At 68.0% G+C, this 26,271-nt stretch carries 23 protein-coding genes; 9 read left to right on the top strand and 14 right to left on the bottom strand.

Annotated elements, in window-relative coordinates; translation table 11 throughout:
- Positions 1-158: 158 nt before the first annotated feature.
- On the bottom strand, positions 159-2,654 hold the full coding sequence (locus tag QE379_RS01470; RefSeq protein ID WP_306997151.1) for a helicase-related protein: 2,496 nt from the start codon (positions 2,652-2,654) through the stop codon (positions 159-161).
- Positions 2,655-2,872: 218 nt separating this feature from the next.
- On the opposite strand from QE379_RS01470, the gene QE379_RS01465 reads away from it, so the two are divergent.
- Positions 2,873-4,345, top strand: a complete 1,473-nt coding sequence (locus QE379_RS01465) for a M23 family metallopeptidase (RefSeq protein ID WP_306997149.1) — start codon at positions 2,873-2,875, stop codon at positions 4,343-4,345.
- Positions 4,346-4,458: 113 nt separating this feature from the next.
- Here the strand turns inward: QE379_RS01465 and QE379_RS01460 are convergent, their stop codons facing one another.
- The 5 genes from QE379_RS01460 to QE379_RS01440 form a co-directional block, all read right to left on the bottom strand.
- The gene (locus tag QE379_RS01460) at positions 4,459-6,120 is read right to left on the bottom strand and encodes an ATP-binding protein (RefSeq protein ID WP_306997147.1); all 1,662 of its coding nucleotides are present in this window, start codon (positions 6,118-6,120) and stop codon (positions 4,459-4,461) included.
- 78 nt (positions 6,121-6,198) lie between these two features.
- Complete coding sequence (locus QE379_RS01455; RefSeq protein WP_307003029.1) at positions 6,199-6,918, bottom strand: TIGR02186 family protein; 720 nt, start codon at positions 6,916-6,918, stop codon at positions 6,199-6,201.
- Positions 6,919-6,959: 41 nt separating this feature from the next.
- Positions 6,960-7,874, bottom strand: a complete 915-nt coding sequence (locus tag QE379_RS01450; RefSeq protein ID WP_306997145.1) for a sulfite exporter TauE/SafE family protein — start codon at positions 7,872-7,874, stop codon at positions 6,960-6,962.
- A 111-nt stretch (positions 7,875-7,985) separates the two neighbouring features.
- Positions 7,986-8,960, bottom strand: coding sequence for a hypothetical protein (locus tag QE379_RS01445; protein ID WP_306997143.1), 975 nt, complete (start codon positions 8,958-8,960; stop codon positions 7,986-7,988).
- Complete coding sequence (locus QE379_RS01440) at positions 8,957-10,336, bottom strand: glycosyl transferase family protein (protein WP_306997141.1); 1,380 nt, start codon at positions 10,334-10,336, stop codon at positions 8,957-8,959. The genes QE379_RS01445 and QE379_RS01440 overlap by 4 nt, the downstream gene beginning before the upstream one ends.
- Positions 10,337-10,540: 204 nt before the next feature.
- Here QE379_RS01440 and QE379_RS01435 point away from each other — a divergent pair, with 204 nt between their 5' ends.
- Entirely contained in the window at positions 10,541-11,746 is a 1,206-nt protein-coding gene (locus tag QE379_RS01435; RefSeq protein WP_267435885.1) for an MFS transporter, read from the top strand.
- On the opposite strand, the gene QE379_RS01430 is transcribed toward QE379_RS01435, so the two are convergent.
- From QE379_RS01430 to sucC, 5 genes are all read right to left on the bottom strand, one after another.
- Positions 11,700-12,923, bottom strand: coding sequence for a dipeptidase (locus QE379_RS01430; RefSeq protein WP_306997138.1), 1,224 nt, complete (start codon positions 12,921-12,923; stop codon positions 11,700-11,702). The genes QE379_RS01435 and QE379_RS01430 overlap by 47 nt on opposite strands.
- Positions 12,917-13,195: an acylphosphatase gene (locus tag QE379_RS01425; protein ID WP_306997136.1), complete on the bottom strand. Its 279-nt coding sequence runs from the start codon at positions 13,193-13,195 to the stop codon at positions 12,917-12,919. Before QE379_RS01425 ends, QE379_RS01430 begins: the two co-directional genes overlap by 7 nt.
- 134 nt (positions 13,196-13,329) lie before the next feature.
- On the bottom strand, positions 13,330-14,259 hold the full coding sequence (locus QE379_RS01420) for an electron transfer flavoprotein subunit alpha/FixB family protein (protein WP_306997134.1): 930 nt from the start codon (positions 14,257-14,259) through the stop codon (positions 13,330-13,332).
- Complete coding sequence (locus tag QE379_RS01415; RefSeq protein WP_306997132.1) at positions 14,256-15,005, bottom strand: electron transfer flavoprotein subunit beta/FixA family protein; 750 nt, start codon at positions 15,003-15,005, stop codon at positions 14,256-14,258. The genes QE379_RS01420 and QE379_RS01415 overlap by 4 nt, the downstream gene beginning before the upstream one ends.
- 153 nt (positions 15,006-15,158) lie before the next feature.
- Positions 15,159-16,358, bottom strand: a complete 1,200-nt coding sequence (gene sucC / locus QE379_RS01410; protein WP_056438953.1) for an ADP-forming succinate--CoA ligase subunit beta — start codon at positions 16,356-16,358, stop codon at positions 15,159-15,161.
- A 195-nt stretch (positions 16,359-16,553) separates the two neighbouring features.
- Between sucC and QE379_RS01405 the strand changes: the two genes are divergently transcribed.
- Both QE379_RS01405 and QE379_RS01400 read left to right on the top strand, forming a co-directional pair.
- The gene (locus QE379_RS01405; protein ID WP_306997130.1) at positions 16,554-17,087 is read left to right on the top strand and encodes a sterol desaturase family protein; all 534 of its coding nucleotides are present in this window, start codon (positions 16,554-16,556) and stop codon (positions 17,085-17,087) included.
- A 25-nt stretch (positions 17,088-17,112) separates the two neighbouring features.
- Positions 17,113-17,445 (top strand): PilZ domain-containing protein, encoded by a 333-nt coding sequence (locus QE379_RS01400; protein WP_306997128.1) that lies wholly within the window; start codon positions 17,113-17,115, stop codon positions 17,443-17,445.
- Between the two features lie 178 nt (positions 17,446-17,623).
- Here QE379_RS01400 and QE379_RS01395 read toward each other — a convergent pair whose 3' ends face one another.
- A complete protein-coding gene (locus QE379_RS01395) occupies positions 17,624-18,559 on the bottom strand; it encodes a ribose-phosphate pyrophosphokinase (RefSeq protein WP_307003027.1) in 936 nt (311 codons plus the stop codon).
- A gap of 98 nt (positions 18,560-18,657) precedes the next feature.
- On the opposite strand from QE379_RS01395, the gene gltX reads away from it, so the two are divergent.
- The 4 genes from gltX to QE379_RS01375 all read left to right on the top strand — a co-directional run bounded on the left by gltX (position 18,658) and on the right by QE379_RS01375 (position 21,742).
- The gene (gene gltX, locus QE379_RS01390; RefSeq protein WP_306997126.1) at positions 18,658-19,983 is read left to right on the top strand and encodes a glutamate--tRNA ligase; all 1,326 of its coding nucleotides are present in this window, start codon (positions 18,658-18,660) and stop codon (positions 19,981-19,983) included.
- Between the two features lie 87 nt (positions 19,984-20,070).
- Entirely contained in the window at positions 20,071-20,967 is an 897-nt protein-coding gene (locus QE379_RS01385) for a tetratricopeptide repeat protein (protein WP_307003025.1), read from the top strand.
- Between the two features lie 5 nt (positions 20,968-20,972).
- Positions 20,973-21,578, top strand: a complete 606-nt coding sequence (locus tag QE379_RS01380; RefSeq protein WP_373461704.1) for an LON peptidase substrate-binding domain-containing protein — start codon at positions 20,973-20,975, stop codon at positions 21,576-21,578.
- Positions 21,575-21,742 (top strand): Trm112 family protein, encoded by a 168-nt coding sequence (locus QE379_RS01375; RefSeq protein WP_306997124.1) that lies wholly within the window; start codon positions 21,575-21,577, stop codon positions 21,740-21,742. The genes QE379_RS01380 and QE379_RS01375 overlap by 4 nt, the downstream gene beginning before the upstream one ends.
- Positions 21,743-21,865: 123 nt before the next feature.
- On the opposite strand, the gene QE379_RS01370 is transcribed toward QE379_RS01375, so the two are convergent.
- Positions 21,866-22,438, bottom strand: a complete 573-nt coding sequence (locus QE379_RS01370) for an MAPEG family protein (protein ID WP_306997122.1) — start codon at positions 22,436-22,438, stop codon at positions 21,866-21,868.
- Positions 22,439-22,453: 15 nt separating this feature from the next.
- Complete coding sequence (locus QE379_RS01365; protein ID WP_306997120.1) at positions 22,454-23,668, bottom strand: UbiH/UbiF/VisC/COQ6 family ubiquinone biosynthesis hydroxylase; 1,215 nt, start codon at positions 23,666-23,668, stop codon at positions 22,454-22,456.
- 125 nt (positions 23,669-23,793) lie between these two features.
- Between QE379_RS01365 and QE379_RS01360 the strand changes: the two genes are divergently transcribed.
- Positions 23,794-26,106 (top strand): DNA translocase FtsK, encoded by a 2,313-nt coding sequence (locus tag QE379_RS01360; RefSeq protein ID WP_306997118.1) that lies wholly within the window; start codon positions 23,794-23,796, stop codon positions 26,104-26,106.
- Positions 26,107-26,271: the final 165 nt, after the last annotated feature.

Below are 26,271 nucleotides of genomic sequence, written 5' to 3'. Positions count from 1 at the left end.
GCTGTGCTTGGGGAGGGGGACCATGCAAAGCATGGTGGAGGGGCAGGGGCTTGGCACGCAAATTCCTGGCTTGGCACGAACCGCAGGGCATCGCCCCTCCACCACCGGGCTGACGCCCGGCGGTCCCCCTCCCCATTGGAGATTGGGAAGGATCGGGGTCACGGCGTCCGCCCCCAGTCGGCAAGTGCGGCGAAGGCGTTGCCGGGGCGCGCTTCGGCACGCGGGGCGGGGCGTGCGGGGGGACGACCGCGCCAGACCCAGCGGGGGGGCTCGCCCTCCGTCGTGCCGCGAACCTTGCGGAATCCCAGATCGCCCATCAGCCGGTCGAGCGTCGCCGCCTCCAGCCCGATCGAGGTGGCGAGTGCGGCGTCGGGGGCGAAGGGCCCACGCCCCTGGCGCGCATCATGGGTGGCGCGCGCGATTCGTTCGACCAGGTCGATCCGCACCGCCTGCTCGCCCAAGGGCCGGAAGCCCGAGGCGACGCTCCGCCCCGGCTCGTCCCGGCGGAGCGTGGTCGCGCCGATCCGTGCGAGTTCGGGGCTTTGCCCCCACAGCGCCATCAGCGTGCGCCGCCACGCGGCGGCACCGGGCTTGAGCAGTCGCGCGTCGAATACATCCAGCGTGCCGATGGTAATGCCCAGCCCGCGCAATCGCCGCCGTTCCTCCGGCGACAGCGCATCGATCATCAGCCGCAACGGCTGGCGTGGCACGATCCCGCCCGCATCCTCCAGCGCGGCGGCCACCGCGCGGATCGCGGGCGAAGCCTTGGCCTCTCGCGTCAGCGCCGACAGCCGGACGAGCGCGGGCACCTGGCGGTCGAGCGTGCGTGCGACCCAATCCTCCAGCCGGCCCTTCACCCGTTCGCGCATCGACGGGGGCAGGCAATCCAGATCGCGCTCCAGCCGCACCACCGGCCGTCCGAGCGAAGGCCCCGCCACCAGCCGGGCGATGGCATGCCCGTCCCATACCAGTCGGTCTTCGACCAGCGAAAAGGCGTCGGGCGTTGCGGCGATCAACGCCTCGGCCCGGCGGCCGCGCTCGGTTCCCAACCGCTTTTCGGCGGCGGCGAGCAGCAGCCTTTTGTCGTTCGCCCGCGCGCCCGCCTCGACGGTGAAACGGAATCCCTCCAGCCGCCCGATGGGATGATCCTCGACCAGCACCTCGCCTTCCGGTCCGATGGTGACGGGCAATGCCCCGGCATCCGCGCCGATGCGGCGGATCAGCGCGGTCGTGCGCTTGTCGACGAAACGCTGGGTCAGGCTGGCGTGCAGGCCGTCGGACAGCCGCTCCTCGATCTCTCGCGTCCGCTCGGCCCAATGCTTCGGGTCGGCCAGCCAGTCGGCGCGCTGCGCGATATAGGCCCAGCTTCGGATCGCGGAGAGGCGGCCCGCCAGCGTCTCGACATCGCCCGCCATGCTGTCCAGCCGCGCGATCTCGTCGGCGAACCATTGGTGGGGCACATGGCCCAGCCCTTCGGACAGATGGCCGAAGACGCGCGAGACGAAGCGGGCATGGGGATCGATGCCCACTTTCCGGAAATCGGGAATGCCGCACGCCGCCCAGAGCCGCGCGACCATGGCGGGCCGCCGGACCCGGTCACGGACCCACGGCTCGTCGGCGAGGCGCTTCAACACCTGCAAATCGGTGGCGATCGGCGCGGCGCGGAGCACGCCGGGTTCGGGTTTGCGCTCCAGGCTCTTGATCAGCGCATCGATGCTCGACAGGTCGGGATCGCCCTCGCGCCAGTAGAGATGGTCGAGCCGGGGAAAGCGATGCTCCTCGATCGCCAGCATCTCTTCGGGCAGGAAGGCATCGGGCCCTTCCTCGGCCAGTGCACCGAACGTCCCGTCGCGGTGGTGCCGCCCGGCGCGGCCCGCGATCTGCGCCATCTCGGCGACGGTCAGGCGACGGCGGCGGCGGCCGTCGAACTTGTGCAGCCCGGCAAAGGCGACATGCGCGACATCCATGTTCAGGCCCATGCCGATCGCATCGGTGGCGACGAGATAATCGACCTCGCCCGCCTGAAACATCTCCACCTGGGCATTGCGGGTGCGCGGGGACAGCGCCCCCATCACCACCGCCGCGCCACCGCGCAGCCGCCGCAGCATCTCGGCCACCGCGTACACCTCCTCCGCCGAGAAGGCGACGATGGCCGAGCGTTTGGGCAACCGGCTGATCTTCTTCGCGCCCGCATAGGACAGGGTCGAGAAACGCGGTCGCGCGACGATCTCCGCATCGGGCACCAGCGCGCGGATCATCGGTTTCAGGGCTTCGGAGCCCAGGATCATCGTCTCGTCCCGGCCGCGCGCGTGCAGCAACCGATCGGTAAAGACATGACCGCGCTCCGGGTCGGCCCCCAGTTGCGCCTCGTCCAGCGCGACGAAGGCCACGTCGCGGTCGGGCATGGACTCGGCGGTGCACAGGAACCAGCGCGCGTCGGGGGGCACGATCTTTTCCTCGCCGGTCACCAGCGCGACCTTTTCCGGCCCTTTCAGCGCGACGACCCGGTCATAGACCTCGCGCGCGAGCAGGCGGAGGGGAAAGCCGATGATGCCGCTCGAATGCGCGCACATCCGCTCGATCGCGAGGTGCGTCTTGCCGGTGTTGGTCGGCCCGAGAACGGCCGTCACGGCGCCCGATACGCGGCTGGTCATATCCTCTACATCGGGCTTCCCGCGCGCGGTTGCAACGGCATGAGGCAAGATGGCGCGACGTTCGCGACATTCGGCCCGGTCCGGCCACGTCTTACCGCAGCATCGGGGCAGGGGATCGCGGGGCGTTTGACTTTGGTCCGGCGCGCTTACACCCCGCCAAATGCGCGCCGGGGGGATCGGCGACATGGATCGACGATAGACGGACGCACTTCTCAGTCATGTTTCTGGCCGGCGACGACGCATTCCTGGTATCCGGCGGCACCGCCGCGCGGACGATCGGCGGGGGATTTCCCCTGGTACCGGTCGGGCGACTGGCCCGCTGGCGACGGGCGATGCGCGAGATCGACTGGGTGCCCGATCTGGGCGCGCAGATCGGCAGCCGCGACTGGTGGCGGGGGCTGGCGACCTGTTCGGCGCTGTGCGCGGCGACGATCGCGATGGCGCCGGGCTTTCACCATTCCATTCCGGCGCGCGTTCCCGCTCCGCTGACCGGCGATGCCTGGAAGAACGCCCGCGCACAGGCCATCGCCCCGTTGGCCTTGGGCGCGGATAGCGGGCGTCGGCTGGCGGCGGGCGAGCTGGTCGAGCATCTGGCCGAAGCGCCCGAGCGTCCCAGCGTCGACCTGTCCGCCACCATCGGATCGGGTGATTCCCTGGCTCGTGTCCTGCAACGCGCCGGGGTCGCCCGTGACCAGACGCGGGCCGCCGCCGATCTGGTCGACCAGGCGACCGGGGGCGAGGCGATCGCCTCCGGCACCCGCGTCGCGCTGACCCTGGGGCGGCGGCCCAGCCGGATGGTCGCGCGCCCCCTGGAGGCGATGAAGCTGCGCGCGCGCTTCGACCTGGCCGTCACGTTGACCCGCACGGCGCAGGGGCTGTCGATGACGAAGCAGCCCATCGCGATCGACCGTACGCCGCTGCGCCTCCAGGGGCTGGTCGGCGCCAGCCTCTATCGCTCCGCTCGCGCCGCCGGGGCTCCGGCCAAGGTGGTGGAGGCCTATATCAAGGCGCTGTCGTCGCATGTGTCGGTCGGGCGCGACGTGCGGCGCTCGGACAGTTTCGACCTGATCATCGAGCGCGAGCGGGCCGCCACCGGCGAGACGCGGCTGGGCAAGCTGCTTCTCGCCGGGCTCGATCATGGCGGGCGCAAGGTACAGCTGGCGCGGCTGGCGGATGACGATGACGGCCAATGGTATGACGTCAACGGCCAGAGCGAACGGCGCGGCAGCATGGACATGCCGGTCGCGGGGCGGGTGACCTCGTCCTATGGCAAGCGGATGCACCCGATCCTGGGCTTCATGCGGATGCACAAGGGCACCGATATCGGCGCGCCCTATGGTTCGCCCATCCATGCGATCATGGACGGCGTCGTCCAGTTCGCGGGCCGGTCGGGCGGTTATGGCAATTTCGTCAAGCTGTCGCATGGCGGCGGCGTCGCCAGCGGTTACGGCCATATGAGCCGCTTCGCCGTCCGCTCGGGCGCGCGGGTGCGGCAGGGGCAGGTGATCGGCTATGTCGGATCGACCGGCATGTCGACCGGCCCGCATCTCCATTGGGAAGTGTGGAGGAACGGCGTAACCGTCGATCCGCGCAGCTTGAAGCTGACGAGCGTCGCGGTACTGTCCGGCGCGAAGCTGCGTGCCTTCCGTCACGAGGTGCAGAGCCTGTTGTCGGTCCGGCCGGGGCGGTAGATCAATCCCTCACCTCCGGTCACGCTGAGCGTCGTCGGAGCGCGCGCCCGACGGTCGACCCGTGGCCTTCGACTTCGCTCAGGCTGAACGGAGGTGGGGTTTCCCCTTCGCTGTCACTTGCCCGCCGTCCGCCAGCGCGCGACGGTGTCCGCCACCGCCGCCTCGCCGCGCGCGGGGATCGCCCAGGTCGCGGAAATCCGCATGTCGTTGGAGGCGGGCCGCTTGCCCTCCTCCAGCGTGTCGAAGCTGGCGCGCATCGGGAACGTCACGCCTTCGCCGGACAGGATCGCCTCGCGGTTGCGCAGCGCCGAGATGGTGTCGAGCAGGCCGCGGCCCCCTTCCGGCATGGCCGCGCGGACCATCGCCTGGTCGCGTTCGTTGTTCAGCCGCATCGCGATGATCGTGCCGCATTGCGACAGGACGCTTTCGGACAGATCGGAGGGCCGCTGCGTCACCAGGCCCAGCGAGACGCCGTATTTGCGCCCCTCCTTGGCGATGCGCGACAGGACGCGCCCGACCGCCGATTCCTGTTCGGCGCGGGCTGGGATGTAGCGATGCGCCTCTTCGCAGACCATCAGGACCGGGCGACGCTCCTCCGGCGGTGACCAGATCGCATGGTCGAAGATCATCCGCGCCAGCACCGCGACCACGACGCTGGTCACGTCCGACGGCACGCCCGACACGTCGATGATCGATATCGGGCGTCCGCCGCTCGGCATGCGCAGGATGCGGCTGAGGAAACTCGCCATGGTGTCGGCGACCAGCATGCCCGAGAAGAGGAAGGCATAGCGGGGATCGCCCTTCAACTCCTCGATCTTGGTCTTCAGTCGCAGATAGGGCGCGCTGTCGCCCGCGCGTTCCAGCTTGCTCATCTCCTGCGCCAACAGGCTGGTCAGGTCGGACAACAGATAGGGGATCGGCGTGTCGACGGTGACGCGCGGCAGTTCCTGCGCCGCCCGGTTGCGCATCCGCGCGGCGAGCAGGCAGCGGGCCAGGATGTCGGCATCGCCCTGCCGGTCGGCGGGGCCGGCCGTCAGCAGGATTTCGCAATGCTCCTCGAAATTCATCAGCCAATAGGGCATCCGCAGATTGCCGACATCGTGAACCGCGCCGCTGTCCGGAAAGGCGCTGCCATATTCGCCGTGCGGATCGATCATCACGATATGCCCCTGCGGCGCCAGGTCGCAGATGCGGTGCAGGATCATCGCGGTCGCGGTCGACTTGCCAGTGCCGGTCGAGCCGAGCAGCGCGAAGTGACGGCCCAGCAGCGCGTCGACCGCCAGCGTCGCGGCCACGCTGCGCGCCGGATGGACGGTGCCGATCCGCACGGTCGTGATATCGGTATTGGCGTGGATTCCGGCCAGTTCCGCATTGCTGATCGCATGGATGGTCGCGCCGGGCAGGGGATAGGAGGTCACGCCGCGCCGAAAGCCCAGCATCTCGCCGGTTTCGGCGTGGCGCATGGCCTCGCCCATCAGGTCGATCTCGGTCGCGATGGCGGCGGCGTCGCTGGACGGGTCGAGTGACAGCGCGCGTATCGATCCGATGATCCAGCGATCGTCGCGGCGGATCTTCACCGGCATCGCCACCTGCCCCGCCGCCGCCAGCACCGGGTCGGCATGCCCCGCCAGCGCGTCGATCGCCGTCCGGTCGAGGACGATGCGGCCACTCGATCCGGCGATACCCAGCAGCCAGCCTATGACGGGGGACTCGGGGACGGGGGCCTCGGGACAGGACGATGCGGGATGTTCGAGCGCGGGCGAAGGGGAGAACATGGAGACGAAACCGTCCGATCCTGGAAGAAGGACTGGTCTGGTACCGCGCGAAGCTTAAAATGCCGTATCTACAAGCGCCTAGACGCGGCGCGCGATCCACCCCGCGGCCCAGCCCAGCAGGATCGACAGGGCGACCGCCGTCAGGCCATAGGGGATGGCGGCGCGGTCGGCGGCGCGCGCGACGAATCGCTCGAACCCCGATTTGCGGATGTCGATATCGCGCACGGCGGCGGCCAGGACGCGACCGTCGCGGATCAGGAAGGTTTCGGCGGTGAAGCGGCCCACCGGCACGCGCGCGGGGATGGTGACGCGCGCGCGGTAGAGCACGTCGTCGGTGATCTCGACGGCGCGCGGCGCCTCGACATACAGGCCGCTGCGGCGGCGCTGATCGACCAGCCCCTCCTGGAACCGCGCCTGGACATCGGCGGGGGCGTTGGACGCGGGGGAAAGCTGAAGGCTGTCGAGCCCCAGTTCGTAGATGGCGCGCGTCCGGTCGTCGACGATCCGCTCGATCGGGCGCGACGAGGCGATGGCGTAGAAGGAGGGCGCGGACTGATACCGCAGCCGCCCGGCATTGACCCACAGCCCCGCGATCTTCTCCTTCTCGCGGATCAGGATCGACTGGGTCGGGCCCTTGACCACCACGACGATATCGGTCGGCTTGTCGTCCTGGGGCGGGCGCCCGCCGGGATAGAGGATCGCGCCGAACAGCAGCAGTTCGGCCCCGGTGAAGCTGTAGGCGATCTGGATATCGCGCTGCGACACGTCGGGGACCAGCACCGGCTTGGCCTGGGCCATCAACAGCGGCGACAGCAGCGCCAGCGCGGCGGCGGCTTTCCTCACAGCGGCTGGACCGTGAAGATCTCCTCGGGCCGCCATACCAGGCCGAGCAGGATGCGAAGCCCCACCAGCAGCACGATGACGGCCAGCGCGAGGCGGAGATATTCGGGCTTCACATTGGTCGCCAGCTTCGCGCCGACCTGCGCTCCCGTCACCGATCCGACGAGCAGCAGCCCGGCCAGCACGATGTCCACCGCCTTGGTCGTGGTGGCATGGACCATGGTCGCCGCCGCCGTCACGAACAGGGTCTGGAACAGCGAGGTGCCGAGCACGACATTGGTCGCCATGCCCAGCAGATAGATCATGGCGGGGACCAGGATGAACCCGCCGCCCACGCCCAGCAATATGGTCAGGATGCCGACGAAGAAGCCCAGCATCAGCGGCGCCAGCGGCGAGATGTACAGGCCCGAGGCGTAGAATCGGGTGCGGAAGGGCAGCGCCGCGACGATCGGGTGATGCCGTCGCCGTGCCGCGCGCTGCGGCACGCCGCGCCGCTGTGCCAGGATCGCGCCCGCCGCCTCGCGCGCCATGACCGATCCGATCCAGCCGAGCATCAGGACATAGACGATGGCGATGACCGTATCGATCTGTCCGCTCGCCTGGAGCAGGCGGAAGATCCAGGCCCCCGCGAAGGATCCGACCACGCCGCCGGCGACCAGCACGCCGCCCATCTTCACATCCACCCCGCCGCGCCGCCAATGCGCGGAGACGCCGGACACGCTGGCCCCGGTCACCTGGCTGGCGGCGGAGGCGGCGGCGACGGTGGGCGGGATGCCATAGACGATCAGCAGCGGCGTGGTCAGAAAGCCGCCCCCGACCCCGAACATGCCCGACAACAGACCCACGCCGGCCCCCAGCGCGATGATGACGAGCGCATTGACCGACAGATTGGCAATCGGAAGATACAGGTCCACGGCGGCGTTATAGCCGCAAGGGTCTTTCCGAACAGTGTCGATCGTTTGGAGACGAGGAAATTGGCGAAAGAGCCAATTTCCGGTGGCACCGGCCCGTTTTCAAACCGACTCTCAGAAATCGCTTGCCAGTGTCAGGGCCGGACCGGAGCCGGGGGCGGCGCGACCGGCGACGCGCTGTCGCCAGTCGAGGGACAGGCGAATCCGTCGATCGGCGACGGGCAGGGCGAGCCCCAGGCTCGGTCCGATATCCAGCCGCTGCGCATCCTGTTGCGCCCCGCCCCATGCGCCCAGTGCCAGATCCATGTCGGGCGACACCGCCATACCGATCCGCGCCGCGCCGTCCGCAAAGGGTTCGACTCGGGTGCGGCCCACCACCCCGGCCTGCGCATAAGTGGTCAGGGTGAGGCCGGGCGCGACGGGTTTGGGGCCGATTCCCGTCACGATCAGTGCGGCGGGCGCGTCCCGCCCCGAATCGAGGGTGAAGCGCTGTTCGACCAGCAATCGAACGGGCAGGCGGCGAACGGGTCGCCAATCGACCCCCACCGCCATTTCGCGCCCGATCCCCCGCCACGGGGTGGAAAGCCGCAGGCTGGCGGACAGGTCTCCATGCGAATCGAGCCGCCGCAACAGGCGGATGCCCGCCTGCGTGCCGCCCAATTGCCCGCCGGGCAGCAGGGTCCGCCCGCCGTCGCGGACGATTCCCCAGACACTCGCGCTCCATCGCCGAGTGGGGGTGGGTGTTTCGGGCAGGGCCGGGATCGAGAACGGGATGCGGACCGGCGTTTCAAGGCGGACGTCCTCATGGACAGCGACCGAGACAGTATTCGGAGGCGGAGGCGCGCTCGCCCGTCGAGCGATCTTCAGGGCGGGCGAAGGCGTTCGGACATAGGCGATCCGGATCGGCTGGGATGCCGGGCCGGGTGCGGCGAGATTGGCGGCCAGGATCGGGGCGGTTTTCGTCGTGGCGGGCCGCTCGGGCGCGATCGCCATCTCCACGGCGGGTTCGGAGGGCAGCAGGACCGCGATCCGCCCAAGCGTCCACAACCCGACGATGCCGCCCAGGAATCGCAGGGGCCGTCCGCTCATGGCTGCGGCGACAGGTCCGGAAAGCGGTGGCTCGTCTTGTCCCACGCCGCGACCCCGCCGCGCAGCACATGGACATAGCGGATCAGCGCGCGGGGGATCGCGGCCAGTGCGACGAAATTGCCGATGACGAACCGCGGCAACGACCACAGCGCCTCGCGCCAGCCATAGGCGCGCCCGGTGAACATCATCCGCACCGCCAGCCGCCAGCTCAACAACAATGCATTGATCCCGAACAGGAATTTCAGTCCGGCATGGACCGGCGGCAAGGGGGTGTCGGCGATCACGTGCAGCAGCACCGACAGGGCATCGGCGACCATGCCCAGATAGGCCGCCGCCAGCACCAGCATCGCCACCGGCCCGCGCCGGTCGCGCAGCCGCCACCAATGATCCCCCATCGCCAGCGTGCGGCCCCAGCCGGTGCGGTCCCATCCAATCAGCGCGATGCCGGTCATCCAGCGCGCCTTTTGCCGTATGGCGGCGATCAGCGTGGCTGGGAAGAAAGCACGCACCGCCACCACCCCGTGCCGCGTCCCGTCGGCCACCCGCGCGAACAGTCCCTCGCCGCCCAATTCGGCGATGCGCAGGCCCAGTTCGTAATCTTCGGTCAGGCTGGTCGCATCGAACGGATCGCCGCCGCGCAGGGCGGCGATCCTGCCCAGGATCGAGGGCGAAATGGCGCATCCCGTCCCCGCCAGCGGCATCCCCGCGCCGATCCAGGTGCGGACGACCAGTTGCTTGATATGGCTCTCGGCAAACTCGTCGGCATAGTGACCGGACACCAGCCGCGACCCCGGTACCACCAGCGGCAGGACCGGCAATTGCACCACCGCCCGCCCCTCGATCAGCGAGTCGAAGACCATCAGTTCGTCGGGATGCACCACATCCTCGGCATCGTGCAGGATGATCGCTTTGGCATCGAAACCCTCCACCGCCATGTCGCGTCGCAGGGCGTGCCAGAGGGTGTTCAGGCAATCGGCCTTGGTGGTGGGGCCGTTGCGTGGACCGATGACCAGGCGGACCCGATCGTCCCGCTCCGCCACATCGGCGGCGGCGGCGATGGTCGCGGGGTCATTGGGATAAAGCCCGACATAGAGGCGATAGTCGGGATGGCGGAAACGGGAGAGGGCGGTGGAAAGCATCGCACCGATCACCGGTGCTTCGTCCCATGCCGGGGTGAAGACGATCATCCGTCCTGGCTGAACGGGTGGGGACAAGGCATAGCTGCGAAGCCGTGTCGCCGGGCCCTTCACCAGTCGTCGCGCGAAATAGAGCAGGTCGACCAGAAGATCATCCAGCCCGCCGATCAACAATCCCGCCGCCGCGAACAATAGCAACTCGCGTGCCACGACTTCGACCACCCCCGTGATCTCGCCCATCCGGCATCCCCCTTTTGCCGAGGACGACCCTGCCCGCCTGGAATGGGCACTTCAACATGGATAAAAGACCGTTTCGGAACAGTTACGGGTTCGGAAAATCCTTGGTTTTTCGAATTCCTCATCAATTCAATGCTGTGCGATCGCATCGCCACGGTTGCGCATTTTGCTGCGGCGCAACATATGGAAGCCGAGAAAGGATAATCCATGGCCCGGACATTTTCCCCCGGCATCGTCCACACCGCTTTGGCGGTGGGCGGTTTCGCGATCGGCACCACCGAGTTTGCCGCGATGAGCCTGGAGCCGGATCTGGCGCGCGGGCTGAACATCGACGCGCCGACGGCGGGGCATGTCATCAGCGCCTATGCGCTGGGCGTGGTCGTGGGCGCGCCGCTGCTCGCGGTGCTGTCGGCCAAGCTGGCGCGGCGCACGCTGCTGATCCTGTTGATGCTGATGTTCGCGCTGGGCAACGGCTTGTCGGCGATCGCGCCCGATTATCACTGGATGCTCTTCTTTCGCTTTCTCAGCGGGCTGCCGCACGGGGCCTATTTCGGCATCGCGGCGCTGGTCGCGGCCTCGCTGGTCCCCGACGAGCGGCGGACGGTGGCGGTCGGGCGGATCATGCTGGGGCTGACCGTGGCGACCGTCATCGGCGTGCCGCTGGCGCAGATGCTGGGCCAGTGGCTCAACTGGCGCTGGGTGTTCGGCGTGGTGGCGGCGCTGGCGCTGCTGACCGCGACCCTGGTGTGGATCGCCGCGCCGCATGACAGGCCGGACGAAGGCGCGAGTGTCCGGCGCGAGCTGGCGGCGCTGGGCCGGGGTCAGGTCTGGCTGACGCTGGCGATCGGGGCAATCGGCTTTGGCGGGATGTTCGCGGTCTATACCTATCTCGCCGCGACGCTGACCGAGGTGACGGGGGCCTCCACCGCGACCATCCCGCTGGTGCTGGCGGTGTTCGGTCTGGGCATGACGATCGGCAATATCGTCGTGCCGCGTTTCGCCGACCGCGCGCTGATGCCGACCGCCGGGGGGCTGCTGCTCTGGTCGGCGGCGATGCTGGCGCTCTATCCGCTGGCGGCGGGGAGCTTGTGGACGATCTTGCCCAATATCTTCGCGATCGGGCTGGGCGGCGCGCTGGGCACCGTGCTCCAGACGCGGTTGATGGACGTGGCGGGCGAGGGGCAGGGGTTGGCCGCCGCGCTCAACCATTCGGCTTTCAACACCGCCAATGCCATCGGGCCCTGGGCGGGCGGGCTCGCCATCGCGAACGGGCTGGGCTGGACCTCGACCGGCTATGTCGGTTGCGGGCTGGCGCTGGGCGGGTTCGTGATCTGGCTGGTGGCGATGCGCTTCGCCGGGGATACGCTCAGCGGGCCAGTGGATCGATCGAATCGTCCGGCGCTGTCGCACTGAGGCTCTTGGACACGGCCTCGACCCGGTCCATCACGCGCAGAATATTGCCGCTGGTCAGCGCGGCCAGGTCGGCGTCGCTCCACCCGCGCCGGACCAGCTCGGCCAGCACCAGCGGATAGCCGTCGACCCCGCTCATCCCCTCGGGCGAAGTGCCGTTGATCCCGTCATAATCGCCGCCGAATCCGACCGCGCCATGCCCGGCGACGTGCACGATATGCTCGATATGGTCGGCGACCATCGCGGCGGTCACATGCGGGGCGGGGTGCTGCGCGTCCCAGGCGATCAAGGGCGCGGGGCTGCGCGGGCCATAGATATTGGCGGGCACGCCGACCGACTTGGCATAGGCGGTGCGGGCCGCATCCCAGGCGCGCCACGCGCTCGACAGGAAGGCGGGATAGCAGTTGACCATCACCATGCCGCCGCCCTCACCGATCCGGCGGAGCAGTGCATCGGGGATATTGCGCGGCGCATCGGCCAGCGCACGGGCGTCGGAATGCGAGGCGATGACCGGCGCCTTGCTGGTGTCGAGCACCGCCGCCATCGTCGCGTCGGAGACATGGGCGACATCGACGATCATGCCGATCCGGTTCATCTCTGCCACCACCGCACGGCCAAAGGGGCTGAGCCCGTTGGCGATCGGCGCATCGGTCGAGGAATCGGCCCAGGCCAGGCTCCGCCCATGGGTCAGTGTCATATAGGCGACGCCCAGTGCCCGATACTGGCGCAGCACGGACAGCCGTCCGTCGATCTGGTGCCCGCCCTCGACCCCGATCAGCGAGGCGACCCGGCCTTGTTTCGACAGCCGACGAATATCCCCGGCGGTGCGCGCCAGTGCCAGCCGGTCGGGATGCGCGGCGACGAGGCGGTGGACCCGGTCGATCTGCTCCAGCGTCATCTCGACCGCGCGCGGGCCGGTGGCGTCGGCGGGAATCCATACCGACCAGAATTGTCCGCCGACCCCGCCACGCTGCAACCGGGGCAGGTCGGTCTGGAGCGGATGGGGCAGGGCGCTCGTGTCGGCGGCGAGCCTGGGCGATTCGGGCGGGAGGTCGGTGTCGCGCAGTTCCCAGGGCAGGTCGTTATGCCCGTCGACTATGGGCGCGCGCGAAAGAAGCGACTCGACCCGCTTTGCGATGGCCGGATCGGTGGCCTGGGCGAGGATAAGTGCGATCAGCATGTCAGTCGCTGTTCCAATTGATTGAAGGCGGGATCGACGGGTTGCTCGATCGCTTCGACACGGTCGACCCGCGCGGCGGGTGGTCCCGACGCGGCGTCGGCGACGATCCGCGCCACTTCGTCCTCAGGTCCCTGGACGACCGCTTCGACCGAGCCGTCCGCACGGTTACGAACCCAGCCGGTCAGCCCCCGTGCTTTGGCGCGACCGATAAACCAGTAGCGATACCCGACGCCCTGCACGCGTCCGGTGATACGAAGATGACGGCCGATCATGCGGCGAATGTCGCGCAGGTGGACAAGAAAGGGAAGAGCCACAATCCTCCCCGGCACGGGGAGGGGGACCGCCGCGGAGCGGCGGTGGAGGGGGCTCGCCGCCGGGTACGCCGTGTGCGGCGATCCCCCCTCCGTCAGACCTTCTCGGTCAGTTCGGGGATCACGGTGAACAGGTCGCCGACCAGGCCGATATCGGCGACCTGGAAGATGGGGGCATCCTCGTCCTTGTTGATCGCGACGATGATCTTGGAATCCTTCATTCCGGCAAGATGCTGGATCGCGCCCGAAATGCCGACCGCGACATAGACTTCGGGGGCGACGATCTTGCCGGTCTGCCCGACCTGATAGTCGTTGGGGGCATAGCCCGCATCGACCGCCGCACGGGAGGCACCCACGGCGGCCCCCAGCTTGTCGGCGAGCGGGTCGATCAGCGCATGGAACTGCTCCTCCGAGCCCAGCGCGCGACCGCCCGAGACGATGACCTTGGCACTGGTCAGTTCGGGCCGCGCGTTCTCGGCCTTCTCCGCGCCGACAAAGCGCGAGCTTCCGGCATCGCCGGTGGACGCGATGGCTTCGACCTCGCCCGAGCCGCCCTCGGCCGCCGCCTTCTCGAAGGCGGTGGTGCGCACGGTCAGGACCAGCTTCTTGTCGCTGGTCTTCACCGTCGCGATGGCGTTGCCCGCATAGATGGGCCGGGTGAAGCTGTCCGGCCCCTCGACCGACAGGATGTCGCTGATCTGCATCACATCGATCAGCGCGGCGACACGCGGCGCGATGTTCTTGCCGGTGGTGGTCGACGGGGCAAGGAAGGCGTCGTGGCTCTCCATCAGCTTCGCCACCAGCGGTGCGACATTCTCGGCCAGCGCATGGGCATAGGCCGCGTCATCGGCGACATGGACCTTGCCCACGCCCGCGATCTTGGCGGCGGCCTGCGCGACACCGTCCACGCCCTGACCGGCGACGATCAGGTGGACCTCGCCCAGCTTGGCCGCCGCCGTGACGGTCGCCAGCGTGGCATCCTTGACGGCTCCGCCGTCATGTTCGACCCATACCAGCGTCTTCACTTGGCCACTCCCAGTGCTTTGAGTTTCTCGACCAGTTCGTCGACCGAGCCGACCTTGACGCCCGCCTGGCGCTTGCCCGGCTCGGCAACGTGCGTGACCGTCAGCCGGGGGGCAACATCTACGCCGTAGTCGGCGGCGGTCCTGGTCGCCATCGGCTTGGACTTGGCCTTCATGATGTTGGGGAGCGACGCATAGCGCGGCTCGTTGAGGCGCAGGTCGGTCGTCACGATGGCGGGGAGCGTGAGCGCCACCGTCTCCAGACCGCCATCGACCTCGCGGGTGACGTTGGCGGTCTGGCCGTCGATCTCGACCTTGGACGCAAAGGTCCCCTGCGCCCAACCGAGCAGCCCCGCCAGCATCTGGCCGGTCTGGTTGTTGTCGCCGTCGATCGCCTGCTTGCCCAGGATCACCAGACCGGGCTGCTCCTCCTCGACCACCTTGGCGAGCAGCTTGGCGACGCCGAGCGGTTCGGGGGCCTGATCGGCGGTGATCAGCACCGCCCGGTCCGCGCCCATCGCCAGCGCGGTGCGCAGCGTGTCCGCCGCCTTGGGCTCGCCGATCGAGACGACGACCACCTCGGTCGCCGCCCCCTTCTCCTTCAGCCGGATCGCCTCTTCCACCGCGATCTCGTCGAACGGGTTCATCGACATCTTCACGTTCGCCAGATCGACGCCCGTCCCGTCCGCCTTCACCCGAGGCTTCACGTTATAATCCAACACCCGTTTCACGGGCACGACGATCTTCATCGCGGTTCCTTCCCGGCTGAACAGCCCATCATGTCGCCGTCTTTGGCGGGCTTGCGAGCGCATCGCAAGTGTTCGTCCCGACCAACGAGAAAGGGGCCCGGACGTTTCCGCCCGAGCCCCTCCAAATCGGTCCATCAGGGCCGAAGGCGCTTATCAGGCGACCTTCTGCACCTCGGCCACGATCTTCTTGGCGGCGTCGCCCAGATCGTTGGCGGGGACGATGGCGAGACCCGAATTGGCGAGGATTTCCTTGCCCTTCTCGACATTCGTTCCCTCGAGGCGGACGACCAGCGGAACCTGGAGGTTCACTTCCTTCGCCGCCGCGACGATGCCGTCGGCGATGATGTCGCAGCGCATGATGCCGCCGAAGATGTTGACCAGGATGCCCTTCACGGCGGGGTCGCTCAGGATGATCTTGAACGCCGCGGTGACCTTCTCCTTGTTGGCGCCGCCGCCGACGTCGAGGAAGTTGGCCGGGAACATGCCGTTCAGCTTGATGATGTCCATCGTCGCCATGGCAAGCCCTGCGCCGTTGACCATGCAGCCGATGTCGCCGTCGAGCTTGATGTACGCCAGGTCGTACTTCGACGCCTCCAGTTCCATCGCGTCTTCTTCGGTGGTGTCGCGCAGTTCCATCAGGTCCTTGTGACGGAACATGGCGTTGCCGTCGAAGCCGACCTTGGCGTCGAGCACCATCAGCTTGCCGTCCTCGGTGACGGCGAGCGGGTTGATCTCGATCTGCTCGGCATCGGTGCCCAGGAACGCGGCGTAGAGCTTCGACGCGACGTTGGCGGCCTGCTTGGCAAGGTCGCCGGTCAGTTCCAGCGCGGCGGCGACGGCGCGGCCGTGATGCGGCATGAAGCCGGTCGCGGTGTCGATGTCGATCGAATGGATCTTTTCGGGAGTGTCATGCGCCACGGTTTCGATATCCATGCCGCCCTCGGTCGAGGCGACCATCGAGACTCGGCCGGTGGCGCGGTTGACGAGCAGCGCCAGGTAGAATTCCTTGGCGATGTCGACGCCGTCGGTCACGTACAGGCGGTTGACCTGCTTGCCAGCCTCACCGGTCTGGATGGTGACCAGCGTGTTGCCCAGCATGTCGGTCGCGGCAGCGCGGACTTCCTCGGCGGTCTTGGCGAGGCGAACACCGCCCTTGGCGTCGGGGCCGAGTTCCTTGAACTTGCCCTTGCCACGGCCACCGGCATGGATCTGCGCCTTGACGACATAGAGCGGTCCGGGGAGCTTGGACGATGCCTCGACAGCTTCCTCGACGGTCATCGCGGCGAAGCCGGCGGGGACGGGCACGCCGAACTTGGCGAGCAATTCCTTGGCCTGATATTCGTGGATGTTCATGCGCTAGCCTTCCGCCTCTCGGGTGGTTCTAGGGAAATTGGGTGCGGCTAAAGCACAGGCGGACGGACAAATCCACCCCGAAACGGCATTATTGCAATTGCATCGCAAGTGCGAATTCTCGGGTGGCGAGCCGTTCGATCAGGGTGACGAACGGAATTACGCGCAAAAGCAGAGCGACCACGCTATATAGGCAGGATGCACTGGGCTCTCGGCATTCTCCTGTTTCTCGGCACCGTGATCTTCATGGAGGGGTTCGCCTATGCGGCGCATCGCTGGATCATGCATGGGCCCGGCTGGTTCCTCCACGAAAGCCATCACCGCCCGCGCACCGGCAATTGGGAGTTGAACGACCTGTATGCCGCGATCTTCGCGGTGCCGTCCTTCGTGATGATCCTGGGCGGTGCGCAACTGGGCTGGTGGAGCGGCTTTACCTGGATCGGCGCGGGGATCGCGGCTTACGGCGCGATCTATTTCGGTTTTCACGATGTCATCGTGCACAAGCGGCTGCCGACCCGCTATCTGCCCAAGTCGGATTATATGAAGCGGATCATCCAGGCGCACCGGCTGCACCATGTCGTGGAAACCAAGCACGGCACGGTCAGCTTCGGCTTTCTGGTCGCGCCCAGGCCCGAGGCGTTGAAGGCCGAACTCAAGCGGCGTTCGCGCGCCGGGGTTCGCCGCCCTGTCGGTGCCGTAGCCGAACAGGACGGGCTGTTGTCGAAAAAGTAACCTTATTTCGGATAGAACGGGAGTCATGGAAAAACCGGTCTTCACCCCGCCGTTCGAGCCGGTCGCCGGCCAGGAACTCCGTCGTACCCTGCGTCATGCGGTGCGGATGCGCGCCCATCTGCGCGACAAGGGGCAGACCCGGTTCGAGATCGACGTGGTCGACCTGTCGCAGCATGGTTTTCGCGCCGAAACCAGCTTCACCCTGTGGCCGGGCACGATCGTCTGGCTGACCCTGCCGGGCCTCGCCCCCATGGAAGCGGTGATCGCCTGGCGCGACGGCTTCAAATATGGCTGCGCCTTTTCCAAGCCGCTCCACCCGGCGGTGTTCGAGCATATCGTCGCGCTGGGGAATGGCTGAGGCGGTTCGTGTCCCTTGCGGTGAGCGAGGGGCGTACGCTGCGACTTCGCTCAGCGCGAACGGGGTTTTGGCGACCCCCTACCCCCGTTCAGCCTGAGCGAAGTCGAAGGCCACGGGAATCCCCCATCGACCTGCAGCCATGGCGGCGGGCAAAGCTGCCGACAGCCCCCTGTTGCCATCAGTCGAACAGGCTCGACACGCTGGTTTCATCCGCGATGCGCTTGATCGCCTCGCCCAGCAGCGGGGCGATGGCCAAATGGCGGATCTTGGCCGTCGCGCCGATCGACTCGTGATTGCCGATCGAGTCGGTGATGACCAGTTCGCGCAGTTCCGATCCCTCGACCCGCGCCACCGCGCCGCCCGACAGCACGCCGTGGGTGACATAGGCGACCACGTCCTCCGCCCCCGCCTGGCGCAGCGCGGCGGCGGCGTTGCACAGCGTGCCCGCCGAGTCGACGATATCGTCGATCAGGATGCAGAAGCGGCCCTCGACGTCGCCGATGATGTTCATCACCTCCGACTCGCCCGCGCGCTCGCGGCGCTTGTCGACGATGGAGAGCGGCGCGTTGTTGAGCCGCTTGGCGAGCTGGCGTGCGCGGACCACGCCACCGACGTCGGGTGATACGACCATGAGATTGTCGTTCTTGAACCGCGCCAATATGTCCGCCGACATGACCGGCGCGGCATAGAGATTGTCGGTCGGTATATCGAAAAAGCCCTGAATCTGACCGGCATGGAGGTCGACCGACAGGACGCGATCGGCACCCGCCACGGTGATCAGATTGGCGACCAGCTTGGCCGAGATCGGCGTGCGCGGGCCGGGCTTCCGGTCCTGGCGCGCATAGCCGAAATAGGGGATGACCGCCGTGATCCGCCGCGCCGACGCACGCTTCAGCGCGTCGATCATGATCAGCAATTCCATGAGGTTGTCGTTGACCGGATAGCCGGTCGACTGGATCACGAACACGTCCTCGCCGCGCACATTCTCCTGAATCTCGACGAAGATTTCCTCATCGGCGAAGCGGCGCACCAGCGCTTCGGTCAGCGGCACTTCCAGATAGGCGGAAATGGCTTTTGCCAGCGGCAGGTTCGAATTGCCGGTCATCAACTTCATGGTCATTCCCCGTCCCCGCAGACAGTCCGTTGGTCGCGGCCCCTTTAATCGCGCTGTCACAATAGCGCAAAGGCGATTCCCGGATTATGGCGCGGGGCATGACCGTGACCCGTTTCGCTCCTTCGCCCACCGGGCGGCTGCATGTCGGCAATATCCGCACCGCGCTCCACAACTGGATGTATGCGCAAAGCACCGGCGGGCGCTTCCTGCTGCGCATCGACGACACCGATGCCGAGCGGAGCGAGGAACGCTATGTCGAGGCGATCCGGGCGGATTTGGTCTGGTTGGGGCTGATCCCCGATGCCGAGGTGCGCCAGTCGCAGCGTTTTGCGCTGTATGAGGCGCGCTTCGCCGAACTGGCGGCGAACGACCATGTCTATCCGGCCTATGAAACCGCGCAGGAACTCGACCTGAAGCGCAAGATTCAGTTGGGGCGCGGGCTTCCCCCCGTGTACGACCGTGCCGCGCTGACCATGACCGACGAAGACCGCGCCAAGCTGGAGGCCGAAGGCGTTCGCCCGCATTGGCGCTTCAAGCTGGACCATGGCGCGTCGATCGAGTGGGATGATGCGGTGCGCGGGCCCCAGCGCTTCGACCCCGCGACGATGAGCGATCCGGTGATCCGCCGCGCCGATGGGACATGGCTTTATATGCTGCCCTCGGTGATCGATGACATCGACATGGGCGTGACCCAGGTGGTGCGGGGTGAGGATCACGTCTCCAACACCGCGCTCCAGATTCAGATGTTTCAGGCTTTGGGGGCGGACTTGCCCCGCTTCGCCCATGCCGCACTGCTGACCGGCAATGAGGGCAAGCTGTCCAAGCGACTCGGTTCGCTGGGCGTCGATCACTTCCGTGGACAAGGGATCGAGCCGCAGGCGGTCCGCGCGCTCCTCGCCCGGATCGGCACCAGCGATCCGGTCGAGCCGGTCGCCGACATGGCCCCGCTGATCGCCGGGTTCGACTTTTCGCGCTTCGGCCGCGCGCCTGCACGGTTCGACGAGGCGGAACTGGCGCAGTTGAACGCGCGCATTCTGCATCAGACTCCGTATGCCGCCGTGGCCGATCGCCTTCCCAACGGCATGGGCGCAGCGGAATGGGAAGCGGTGCGGCCCAACCTGTCGACCGTCGCAGAGGCCGCCGACTGGTGGCAGGTGATCGAGGGCCCGGTAGACGCACCCGAGCCGGCCGGGGAGGACCGCGCGTACCTGGCCCAAGCCGCCGAGGTTGCGGCCACCATCGACTGGGCGAACGACCCGTGGCACAGGCTGACCGCCGCGCTCAAGGACGCGACAGGGCGCAAGGGGAAGACGCTGTTCCTGCCGTTGCGACTTGCCCTTACCGGCCGGGCGCAGGGGCCGGACATGGCCGCGCTTCTCCCGCTGATCGGGCAGGAGCGGACGATCGCGCGGCTGTCGGCCTGATTCACCGAACGGCCTTTCATTACCGCCCACCCTCGCCCACATAGGGCCAAGCAACACGTAAAGGAGCGTCTTTTGGCCACGTTGGGAATGTCGCCCGCCGAGAAGGAGGCCGTCACCGCCTTCCGCCGCGATGTCGTCGAGCCGTCGATGACCAAGCTGGTCATCCTCGATTTCTGGGCGGAATGGTGCGGCCCGTGCAAGGCGCTGGGCCCGACGCTGGAGAAGGTCGCCGCCGACTATGCCGACAAGGGCGTGGTGCTGGCCAAGATCGACACCGACAAGAACCAGTTCATCGCCAACCAATTCCAGATTCGCTCGATCCCGACCGTCTATGCGATGTTCCAGGGGCAGTTGGTCGCCGACCTGACCAGCGCGCGCACCGAAAGCGCGCTGCGGGCGACGCTGGACCAGTTGCTCAAGCAATTGCCGATCCAGTCGGAGGCGGCGGACGCGGCGGCGGAACTCGAACCGCTGATCGCGATGGGCGAAGAGGTGCTGGAGGCGGGTGACGCGGAACGTGCGCTGTCGATCTTCGAGCAGTTGCTCGACATGGCTCCCGAGCATCCCGCCGTGCTGTCGGGCCGCATCCGCGCGCTGATCGCCGCCGGTCGGGTCGAGGAGGCCGAAGCCGCGACCGAGGCACTGCCCGAGGGTCTTGCCAACGACCCCGCCATCCATCGCGCGGTCGCCGCCGTGGCGCTGGCGCGTTCGGCCCCTCCGGCGGCGGACTATGCCGATCTCGCGGCCGACGTCGCGGCCAATCCCGAGGATCACGAAAAGCGGTTCGCGCTCGCCAACGCGCAGATGGCGGCGGGTGACCGGGACGGCGCGGCGGACAACCTCCTCCATATCGTCGCCGCCGACCGGAGCTGGAACGAGGATGCCGCGCGCCAGCAGTTGCTCAAGCTGTTCGAGGTGGTCGGCATGACCGACCCCTGGGTATCGCAGCAGCGGCGGCGGCTGTCCGCCATCCTGTTCGGATAAGGCGGGTGGCGCGGCTTTCGATCTTTCCGCTGGCGGGTGCGATCCTCTTTCCGGGGATGCCGATGCCGCTGCACATTTTCGAGCCGCGCTACCGGGCGCTCGTGTCGGACGCGATGGCGCGCGACCGGCGGATCGGCATGGTCCAGCCCTCGGGCGAGGGCGACACGCCCAGCCTCTATCAGTTGGGATGCGTCGGCCGCATCGCCGAGGTCGAGGCGATGGAGGATGGCCGCTACAACCTTGTGCTCGAAGGCGTCTCGCTGTTCCGCATCGTCCGCGAACTGGAGGTGACGACCCCCTTCCGCCAGGTCGAGGCGGAGTTGCTGCCGGTGGTGGACGAGGATCTGTTGTCGCTGGGCCGCCGGGCGTCGCTGGAGCAGGAATCGCGGCGCTTCGCCGAGCTACAGGGCTATGCGGTGGACTGGGACGCGGTCGGGCGACTCGATGACGAGAGCCTGGTCAACGGCATCGCCCAGATCGCGCCCTTCGACGTGGCGGCGAAGCAGGCGCTGTTGGAGGCGACCGACCTGGAACAGCGCGCCGAACTGATCATCCAGTTGATGCAATTTTTCGGTCGCCATGACGGCGAGGATCGGGTGACGCTGCAATGAGCCTGGACCCGTGGTTGCTCGAACGGCTGGTGTGCCCGGTGACGCGGACGCCGCTGCGTTATGACGAAGCCGCCCAGGAACTGGTTTCGGAGGCGGCGGGGCTGGCCTATCCGATCCGGGGCGGCGTGCCCGTGATGCTGGTGGAGGAAGCGCGGGAAATCTGATCCCGCGCCCTCACCTCCCTACCCCCCGTTCAGCCTGAGCGAAGTCGAAGGCCAAGGGAATCCGTGGCCGCCAATCTTGGAACGTGCACTTCGACTTCGCTCAGTGCGAACGGAGGGTGGATTTCAGACCAGTCGCCCGACCAGCGCCACCAGCACGATGACCAGCGCCGCGACGCTGGAATAGAAGGTCAGCGCGAAGCCGAACGACCGTGCCGCCGCCCCGTGCGCGTAATGGGTCCAGAACAGCGTCCGCCCGACCGAAAACAGCGCGGCGAGCATCGGGATCATCGCGCCCGATCCCTCCACCACCCAGGCGAGCGCGAGATAGGCGGGAATGGCCAGCACCACCTGCTCCAGCGTGTTGCGCAGCACCGCATTGGCGATGGCAAGGCGGGGCGAATCCGCACTCCCGCCCGCCGCCGCATCGATATCGGCGGGCGAGTCGAACCGCAGCGCCGCGACACGTCCGATCGCCGCCGCCAGCCAGAGCGCCGCGACCGTCGCCGCCGCCACCGCGCGCAACACCCGGTCGGTCGGGGAGAGCGGGCTGCCCACGCTCCAACCCACCGCCAGCGTCAGGAGGACGACCACCAGTGCCGCCGCCATGCCGCGCGCGACGCCGGTCTGGCGACGGTCTCTGACGGGCGCGCGAGCGGGGCGGCCAGGGTGGTCGGGATAATCAGGCCCAGGGATCATGGCGGCTCCTGTGGGTTAGACCATCACGCCCTGCAACAGCCGGGGAAGCTGTCCGGTTTCACCGCGCGCCTCGGCCATGAAGCGGTTCTTGATCGGCGGGATATGGTTGATCGCGCTGATGCCCAGCCGCCGGACCCTGCTGGCCATCTTGCCGGGCACGCCGAAGATGCGGTTGAAGCTGTCGGTCGCCACCGACACCATCAACGTGTCGAGCCCGCGCCATTGCTGATACCGCTGGAGCAACGCCGCATCCCCCAGGTCCATGCCGGTCCGCTTGCCCTCGACCAGCACCTCGACCAGCGCGGCGACGTCGCGATAGCCGAGGTTCACGCCCTGCCCCGCGATCGGGTGGATGCCATGCGCCGAGTCGCCGACCAGCACCAGCCGGTCGCCGGTCATCGTCGCGGCGCGGTGGAAGCCCAGCGGATAGGCGGAACGTGGGCTGGCATGGGACAGCCGCCCCAGGAACCCGCCCATGCTCTTCTCCGCCTCGGCCAGGAAGGCGCGGTCGGAGAGTTTCAGCATCGCGTCGCCATCGCGCCCCGGCACCGACCAGACGATCGCCGAGCGATGCCCGACCTCATCATCGGGCAGCGGCAGCAGCGCGAAGGGGCCGGTAGGGTAGAAGATCTCGAACGCGATATTTTCGTGGGAGGCTTCGTGGTGGAAGGCGCTGATGATCGCGTTATGGTCATAGGACCAGCGCGCCACCTTGATCCCCGCCGCATCGCGGGTCGGCGACTGGCGGCCCTCGGCTGCGACCAGCAGCGGCGCGCGGACCGTGGTGCCGTCGCTCAAGGTGGCGGTGACGCCCGCCGGGCCACGCTCGACCGAGACCGCACGGGTCTGCATCCGCAGGTCGACCCGTTCCGCTTCGCTCGCGGTCGCATGGATCGCGCGGCGGAGCAGCTTGTTCTCGAACATCGTGCCGAGCGCACCGTCATCGGCGTCGGGAATGAAATCGAGCGCCCCCGGCTCCAGCCCGTCGCTGACCCGGATATGCCGAATCTCGCAGCCCTGTCCCGCCAGCTTGGCTCCGATCCCGATCGCGTCGAGCATCCGCCAACTCGCCGAAGCGACGGCGGAGGCGCGCCCGTCGAAGCCGGGGGCCAGGATCACCGCCGGATCGGCGGGATCGATGATGATCGAGGAAAGGCCATGCGCGGCCAGCCCGACGCCCAGCGTCGCGCCGACCAGACCGCCGCCGAGGATGATGACATCGCTATCCATGGACATGCTCCTAGACCTTCGCGGACCGCCTAACAATGCGGCTATGGCCCGTGCGCCTTGACGCGGGAACCGCCAGAGGCGATGAATTTTCCCGGATTTTCGGACATTCCTGAAGGACAATACCCATGGCCAGCCGCGCGCAGCCGGTATTATGGCGCGAGACGGTGAAGGCGGGCGCGGTACGTAGCGGGGCGCTGGTCGCCGCGCTGATCCTGTTCGCCGTCACGCTGATGCTGGTGCTGGCGCTGGCCAGCTACCGCGCGAGCGACCCCGCGCTCAACACCGCCTCGGGCGCGGTGCCCGCCAACTGGCTGGGACTGCCCGGCGCGTGGGTGGCCGATATCGCGCTGACCCTGTTCGGCCCCGCCGTCGCGCTGGTCCTGCCGGTCGGACCGATCGTCGCGAGTCGCTTGTGGCGCGACCGCCCGGCGGGGCGCTGGGTGCGGATGCTGCGCCAGGCGGTGATCGGCGTGGCGCTGATGGCCTGTGCCCTGTCCTTCGTCTCCGACTCGGCGGTGCTGGCGCTGCCCGCCGGTTGGGGCGGGGTGATCGGCCTGTCGGTCGCCGGTTTCGTCCGCTGGGCCCTGGAGTTCAGCGGACAGGCGGCGGTGGTGACCTGGGGTTCGGTGGCGATCGGGCTCGCCTTCGGGCTGGGCGGCGCGTTGATCTGGGGGCGGAGCCTGGAACTCGATCTCGCCGAGCGCGGCCTGGCCCGGCTGCGTCGCCGCCGGGCGATCGGCGAGGATGGCGAGGCGCTCCCCTGGGACGATGAGGACGAGGCGCTCTACGACGAGGACGAAGACGAGGAGCCGCTGACCCTGGCGCGCAAGGCGGTGCCGGTGCGTGAGGATCGCCCCGCGCCCGTCATCGCCGACCGCCAGATTGCCCCCGCGCCCGCGCGGCCCAAGGCGACGGCGGATCGCGACGCGCCGTACCAGTTGCCGGGCCTCGACCTGCTGACGCCCGCGCCGCCGACTCCGGCGGGGACGATCGACAAGGCCGGGCTGGAGCGCAATGCGCGCCTCTTGGAGAATGTCCTCGACGATTTCCGCGTCCAGGGATCGATCGTCGAGGTTCGCCCCGGCCCGGTCGTCACCATGTACGAACTGGAGCCGGCCCCCGGCATCAAGGCCAATCGCGTCATCGCGCTGGCCGACGATATCGCACGCAACATGTCGGCGATCTCGGCGCGCGTCGCGGTGATTCCGGGGCGAAACGTGATCGGCATCGAATTGCCCAATGCCAAGCGCGAGATGGTGTCGTTGCACGAACTGGTCGCGTCGCAGAGCTTCGCCGATCAGGCCGCGCAGCTTCCCATCATCCTGGGCAAGAATATCGCGGGCGACTCGGTGGTCGCCGACCTTGCGCCGATGCCGCACCTGCTGGTCGCGGGTACGACGGGGTCGGGTAAGTCGGTCGGCCTGAACGGCATGATCCTGTCGCTGCTCTACCGCCTGACGCCCGAGCAGTGCCGGATGATCATGATCGACCCCAAGATGCTGGAATTGTCGATGTATGACGACATTCCGCATCTGCTGTCGCCGGTCGTCACCGACCCGGCCAAGGCAGTCCGCGCGCTGAAATGGGCGGTGGAGACGATGGAGGACCGCTATCGGCAAATGTCCTCGGTCGGCGTGCGCAGCCTCGCCAGCTTCAACGACAAGGTGCGCGCGGCCAAGGCCAAGGGCCAGCCGCTGGGGCGCAAGGTGCAGACGGGCTATCATCCCGAGACCGGCCAGCCGGTCTATGAGGAGGAAAAGCTCGAATATGAACCGCTGCCGCAGATCGTGGTGATCGTCGACGAACTGGCCGACCTGATGATGACGGCGGGCAAGGAGGTCGAATTCCTAATCCAGCGCCTGGCGCAAAAGGCGCGCGCGGCGGGCATCCACCTGATCATGGCGACGCAGCGGCCGTCGGTGGACGTCATCACCGGCGTCATCAAGGCGAACCTGCCGACCCGCATCAGCTTCCACGTCACGTCCAAGATCGACTCGCGCACCATCCTGGGCGAGCAGGGGGCAGAGCAACTGCTCGGGCGCGGCGACATGCTCTACATGCCCGGCGGCAAGGGGATCGTGCGTGTCCATGGCCCCTTCGTCTCGGACGACGAGGTGCACCGGGTCGCGGATCACTGGCGCTCGCAGGGACAGCCCGATTACATCTCCTCGGTCACCGAAGAACCGGCGGAAAGCTTCGCGCTCGACGGCGCGCCGACGGGGGAGGATTCGGCGGAGGACCAGCAATATCGCGCCGCGATCCAGTTGGTGTGCGAGAGCCAGAAGGCCTCGACCTCCTGGCTCCAGCGGCAGTTGCGCATCGGGTACAACTCGGCGGCGCGGCTGATCGAGCGGATGGAGACGGACGGGATCGTCGGTCGCCCGGACCATGTCGGGCGGCGCGAGGTGCTGCGCGATACCGAGGGGCATCCGATCTAGGATACTCCTCCGTTCGCACTGAGCGAAGTCGAAGTGCACGCTGTACGCGCCCGCTGCGGGCGTCCCTTGGCCTTCGACTTCGCTCAGGCGGAACGGAGGTTGGGGCGTGTGCCTTTCTGGCGAGGGCGAACCAATTCCCTCACCCGCTCAGCCTGGGCGAAGTCG

It is taken from the genome of Sphingomonas sp. SORGH_AS_0879, from assembly GCF_030819175.1.
Classification (GTDB): domain Bacteria; phylum Pseudomonadota; class Alphaproteobacteria; order Sphingomonadales; family Sphingomonadaceae; genus Sphingomonas.
Note: the sequence above shows the minus strand (reverse complement) of the source record. Positions and strands in the feature narration are given on the sequence as shown.

Bases quoted from the DNA above. Each gene is read 5' to 3' on its own strand.
- QE379_RS01440 (WP_306997141.1), bottom strand. From the start codon at position 10,336: ATGGGCGAGATCACGGGGGTGGTCGAAGTCGTGGCACGCGAGTTGCTA.
- QE379_RS01460 (WP_306997147.1), bottom strand. From the start codon at position 6,120: ATGTTCTCCCCTTCGCCCGCGCTCGAACATCCCGCATCGTCCTGTCCC.
- QE379_RS01415 (WP_306997132.1), bottom strand. From the start codon at position 15,005: ATGAAGATCGTCGTGCCCGTGAAACGGGTGTTGGATTATAACGTGAAG.
- QE379_RS01455 (WP_307003029.1), bottom strand. From the start codon at position 6,918: ATGGCCCAGGCCAAGCCGGTGCTGGTCCCCGACGTGTCGCAGCGCGAT.
- gltX (WP_306997126.1), top strand. From the start codon at position 18,658: ATGACCGTGACCCGTTTCGCTCCTTCGCCCACCGGGCGGCTGCATGTC.
- QE379_RS01395 (WP_307003027.1), bottom strand. From the start codon at position 18,559: ATGAAGTTGATGACCGGCAATTCGAACCTGCCGCTGGCAAAAGCCATT.
- QE379_RS01370 (WP_306997122.1), bottom strand. From the start codon at position 22,438: ATGATCCCTGGGCCTGATTATCCCGACCACCCTGGCCGCCCCGCTCGC.
- QE379_RS01365 (WP_306997120.1), bottom strand. From the start codon at position 23,668: ATGGATAGCGATGTCATCATCCTCGGCGGCGGTCTGGTCGGCGCGACG.
- sucC (WP_056438953.1), bottom strand. From the start codon at position 16,358: ATGAACATCCACGAATATCAGGCCAAGGAATTGCTCGCCAAGTTCGGC.
- QE379_RS01425 (WP_306997136.1), bottom strand. From the start codon at position 13,195: ATGATCGGCCGTCATCTTCGTATCACCGGACGCGTGCAGGGCGTCGGG.
- QE379_RS01375 (WP_306997124.1), top strand. From the start codon at position 21,575: ATGAGCCTGGACCCGTGGTTGCTCGAACGGCTGGTGTGCCCGGTGACG.
- QE379_RS01385 (WP_307003025.1), top strand. From the start codon at position 20,071: ATGTCGCCCGCCGAGAAGGAGGCCGTCACCGCCTTCCGCCGCGATGTC.
- QE379_RS01405 (WP_306997130.1), top strand. From the start codon at position 16,554: ATGCACTGGGCTCTCGGCATTCTCCTGTTTCTCGGCACCGTGATCTTC.
- QE379_RS01470 (WP_306997151.1), bottom strand. From the start codon at position 2,654: ATGACCAGCCGCGTATCGGGCGCCGTGACGGCCGTTCTCGGGCCGACC.
- QE379_RS01435 (WP_267435885.1), top strand. From the start codon at position 10,541: ATGGCCCGGACATTTTCCCCCGGCATCGTCCACACCGCTTTGGCGGTG.
- QE379_RS01445 (WP_306997143.1), bottom strand. From the start codon at position 8,960: ATGAGCGGACGGCCCCTGCGATTCCTGGGCGGCATCGTCGGGTTGTGG.
- QE379_RS01430 (WP_306997138.1), bottom strand. From the start codon at position 12,923: ATGCTGATCGCACTTATCCTCGCCCAGGCCACCGATCCGGCCATCGCA.
- QE379_RS01360 (WP_306997118.1), top strand. From the start codon at position 23,794: ATGGCCAGCCGCGCGCAGCCGGTATTATGGCGCGAGACGGTGAAGGCG.
- QE379_RS01400 (WP_306997128.1), top strand. From the start codon at position 17,113: ATGGAAAAACCGGTCTTCACCCCGCCGTTCGAGCCGGTCGCCGGCCAG.
- QE379_RS01465 (WP_306997149.1), top strand. From the start codon at position 2,873: ATGTTTCTGGCCGGCGACGACGCATTCCTGGTATCCGGCGGCACCGCC.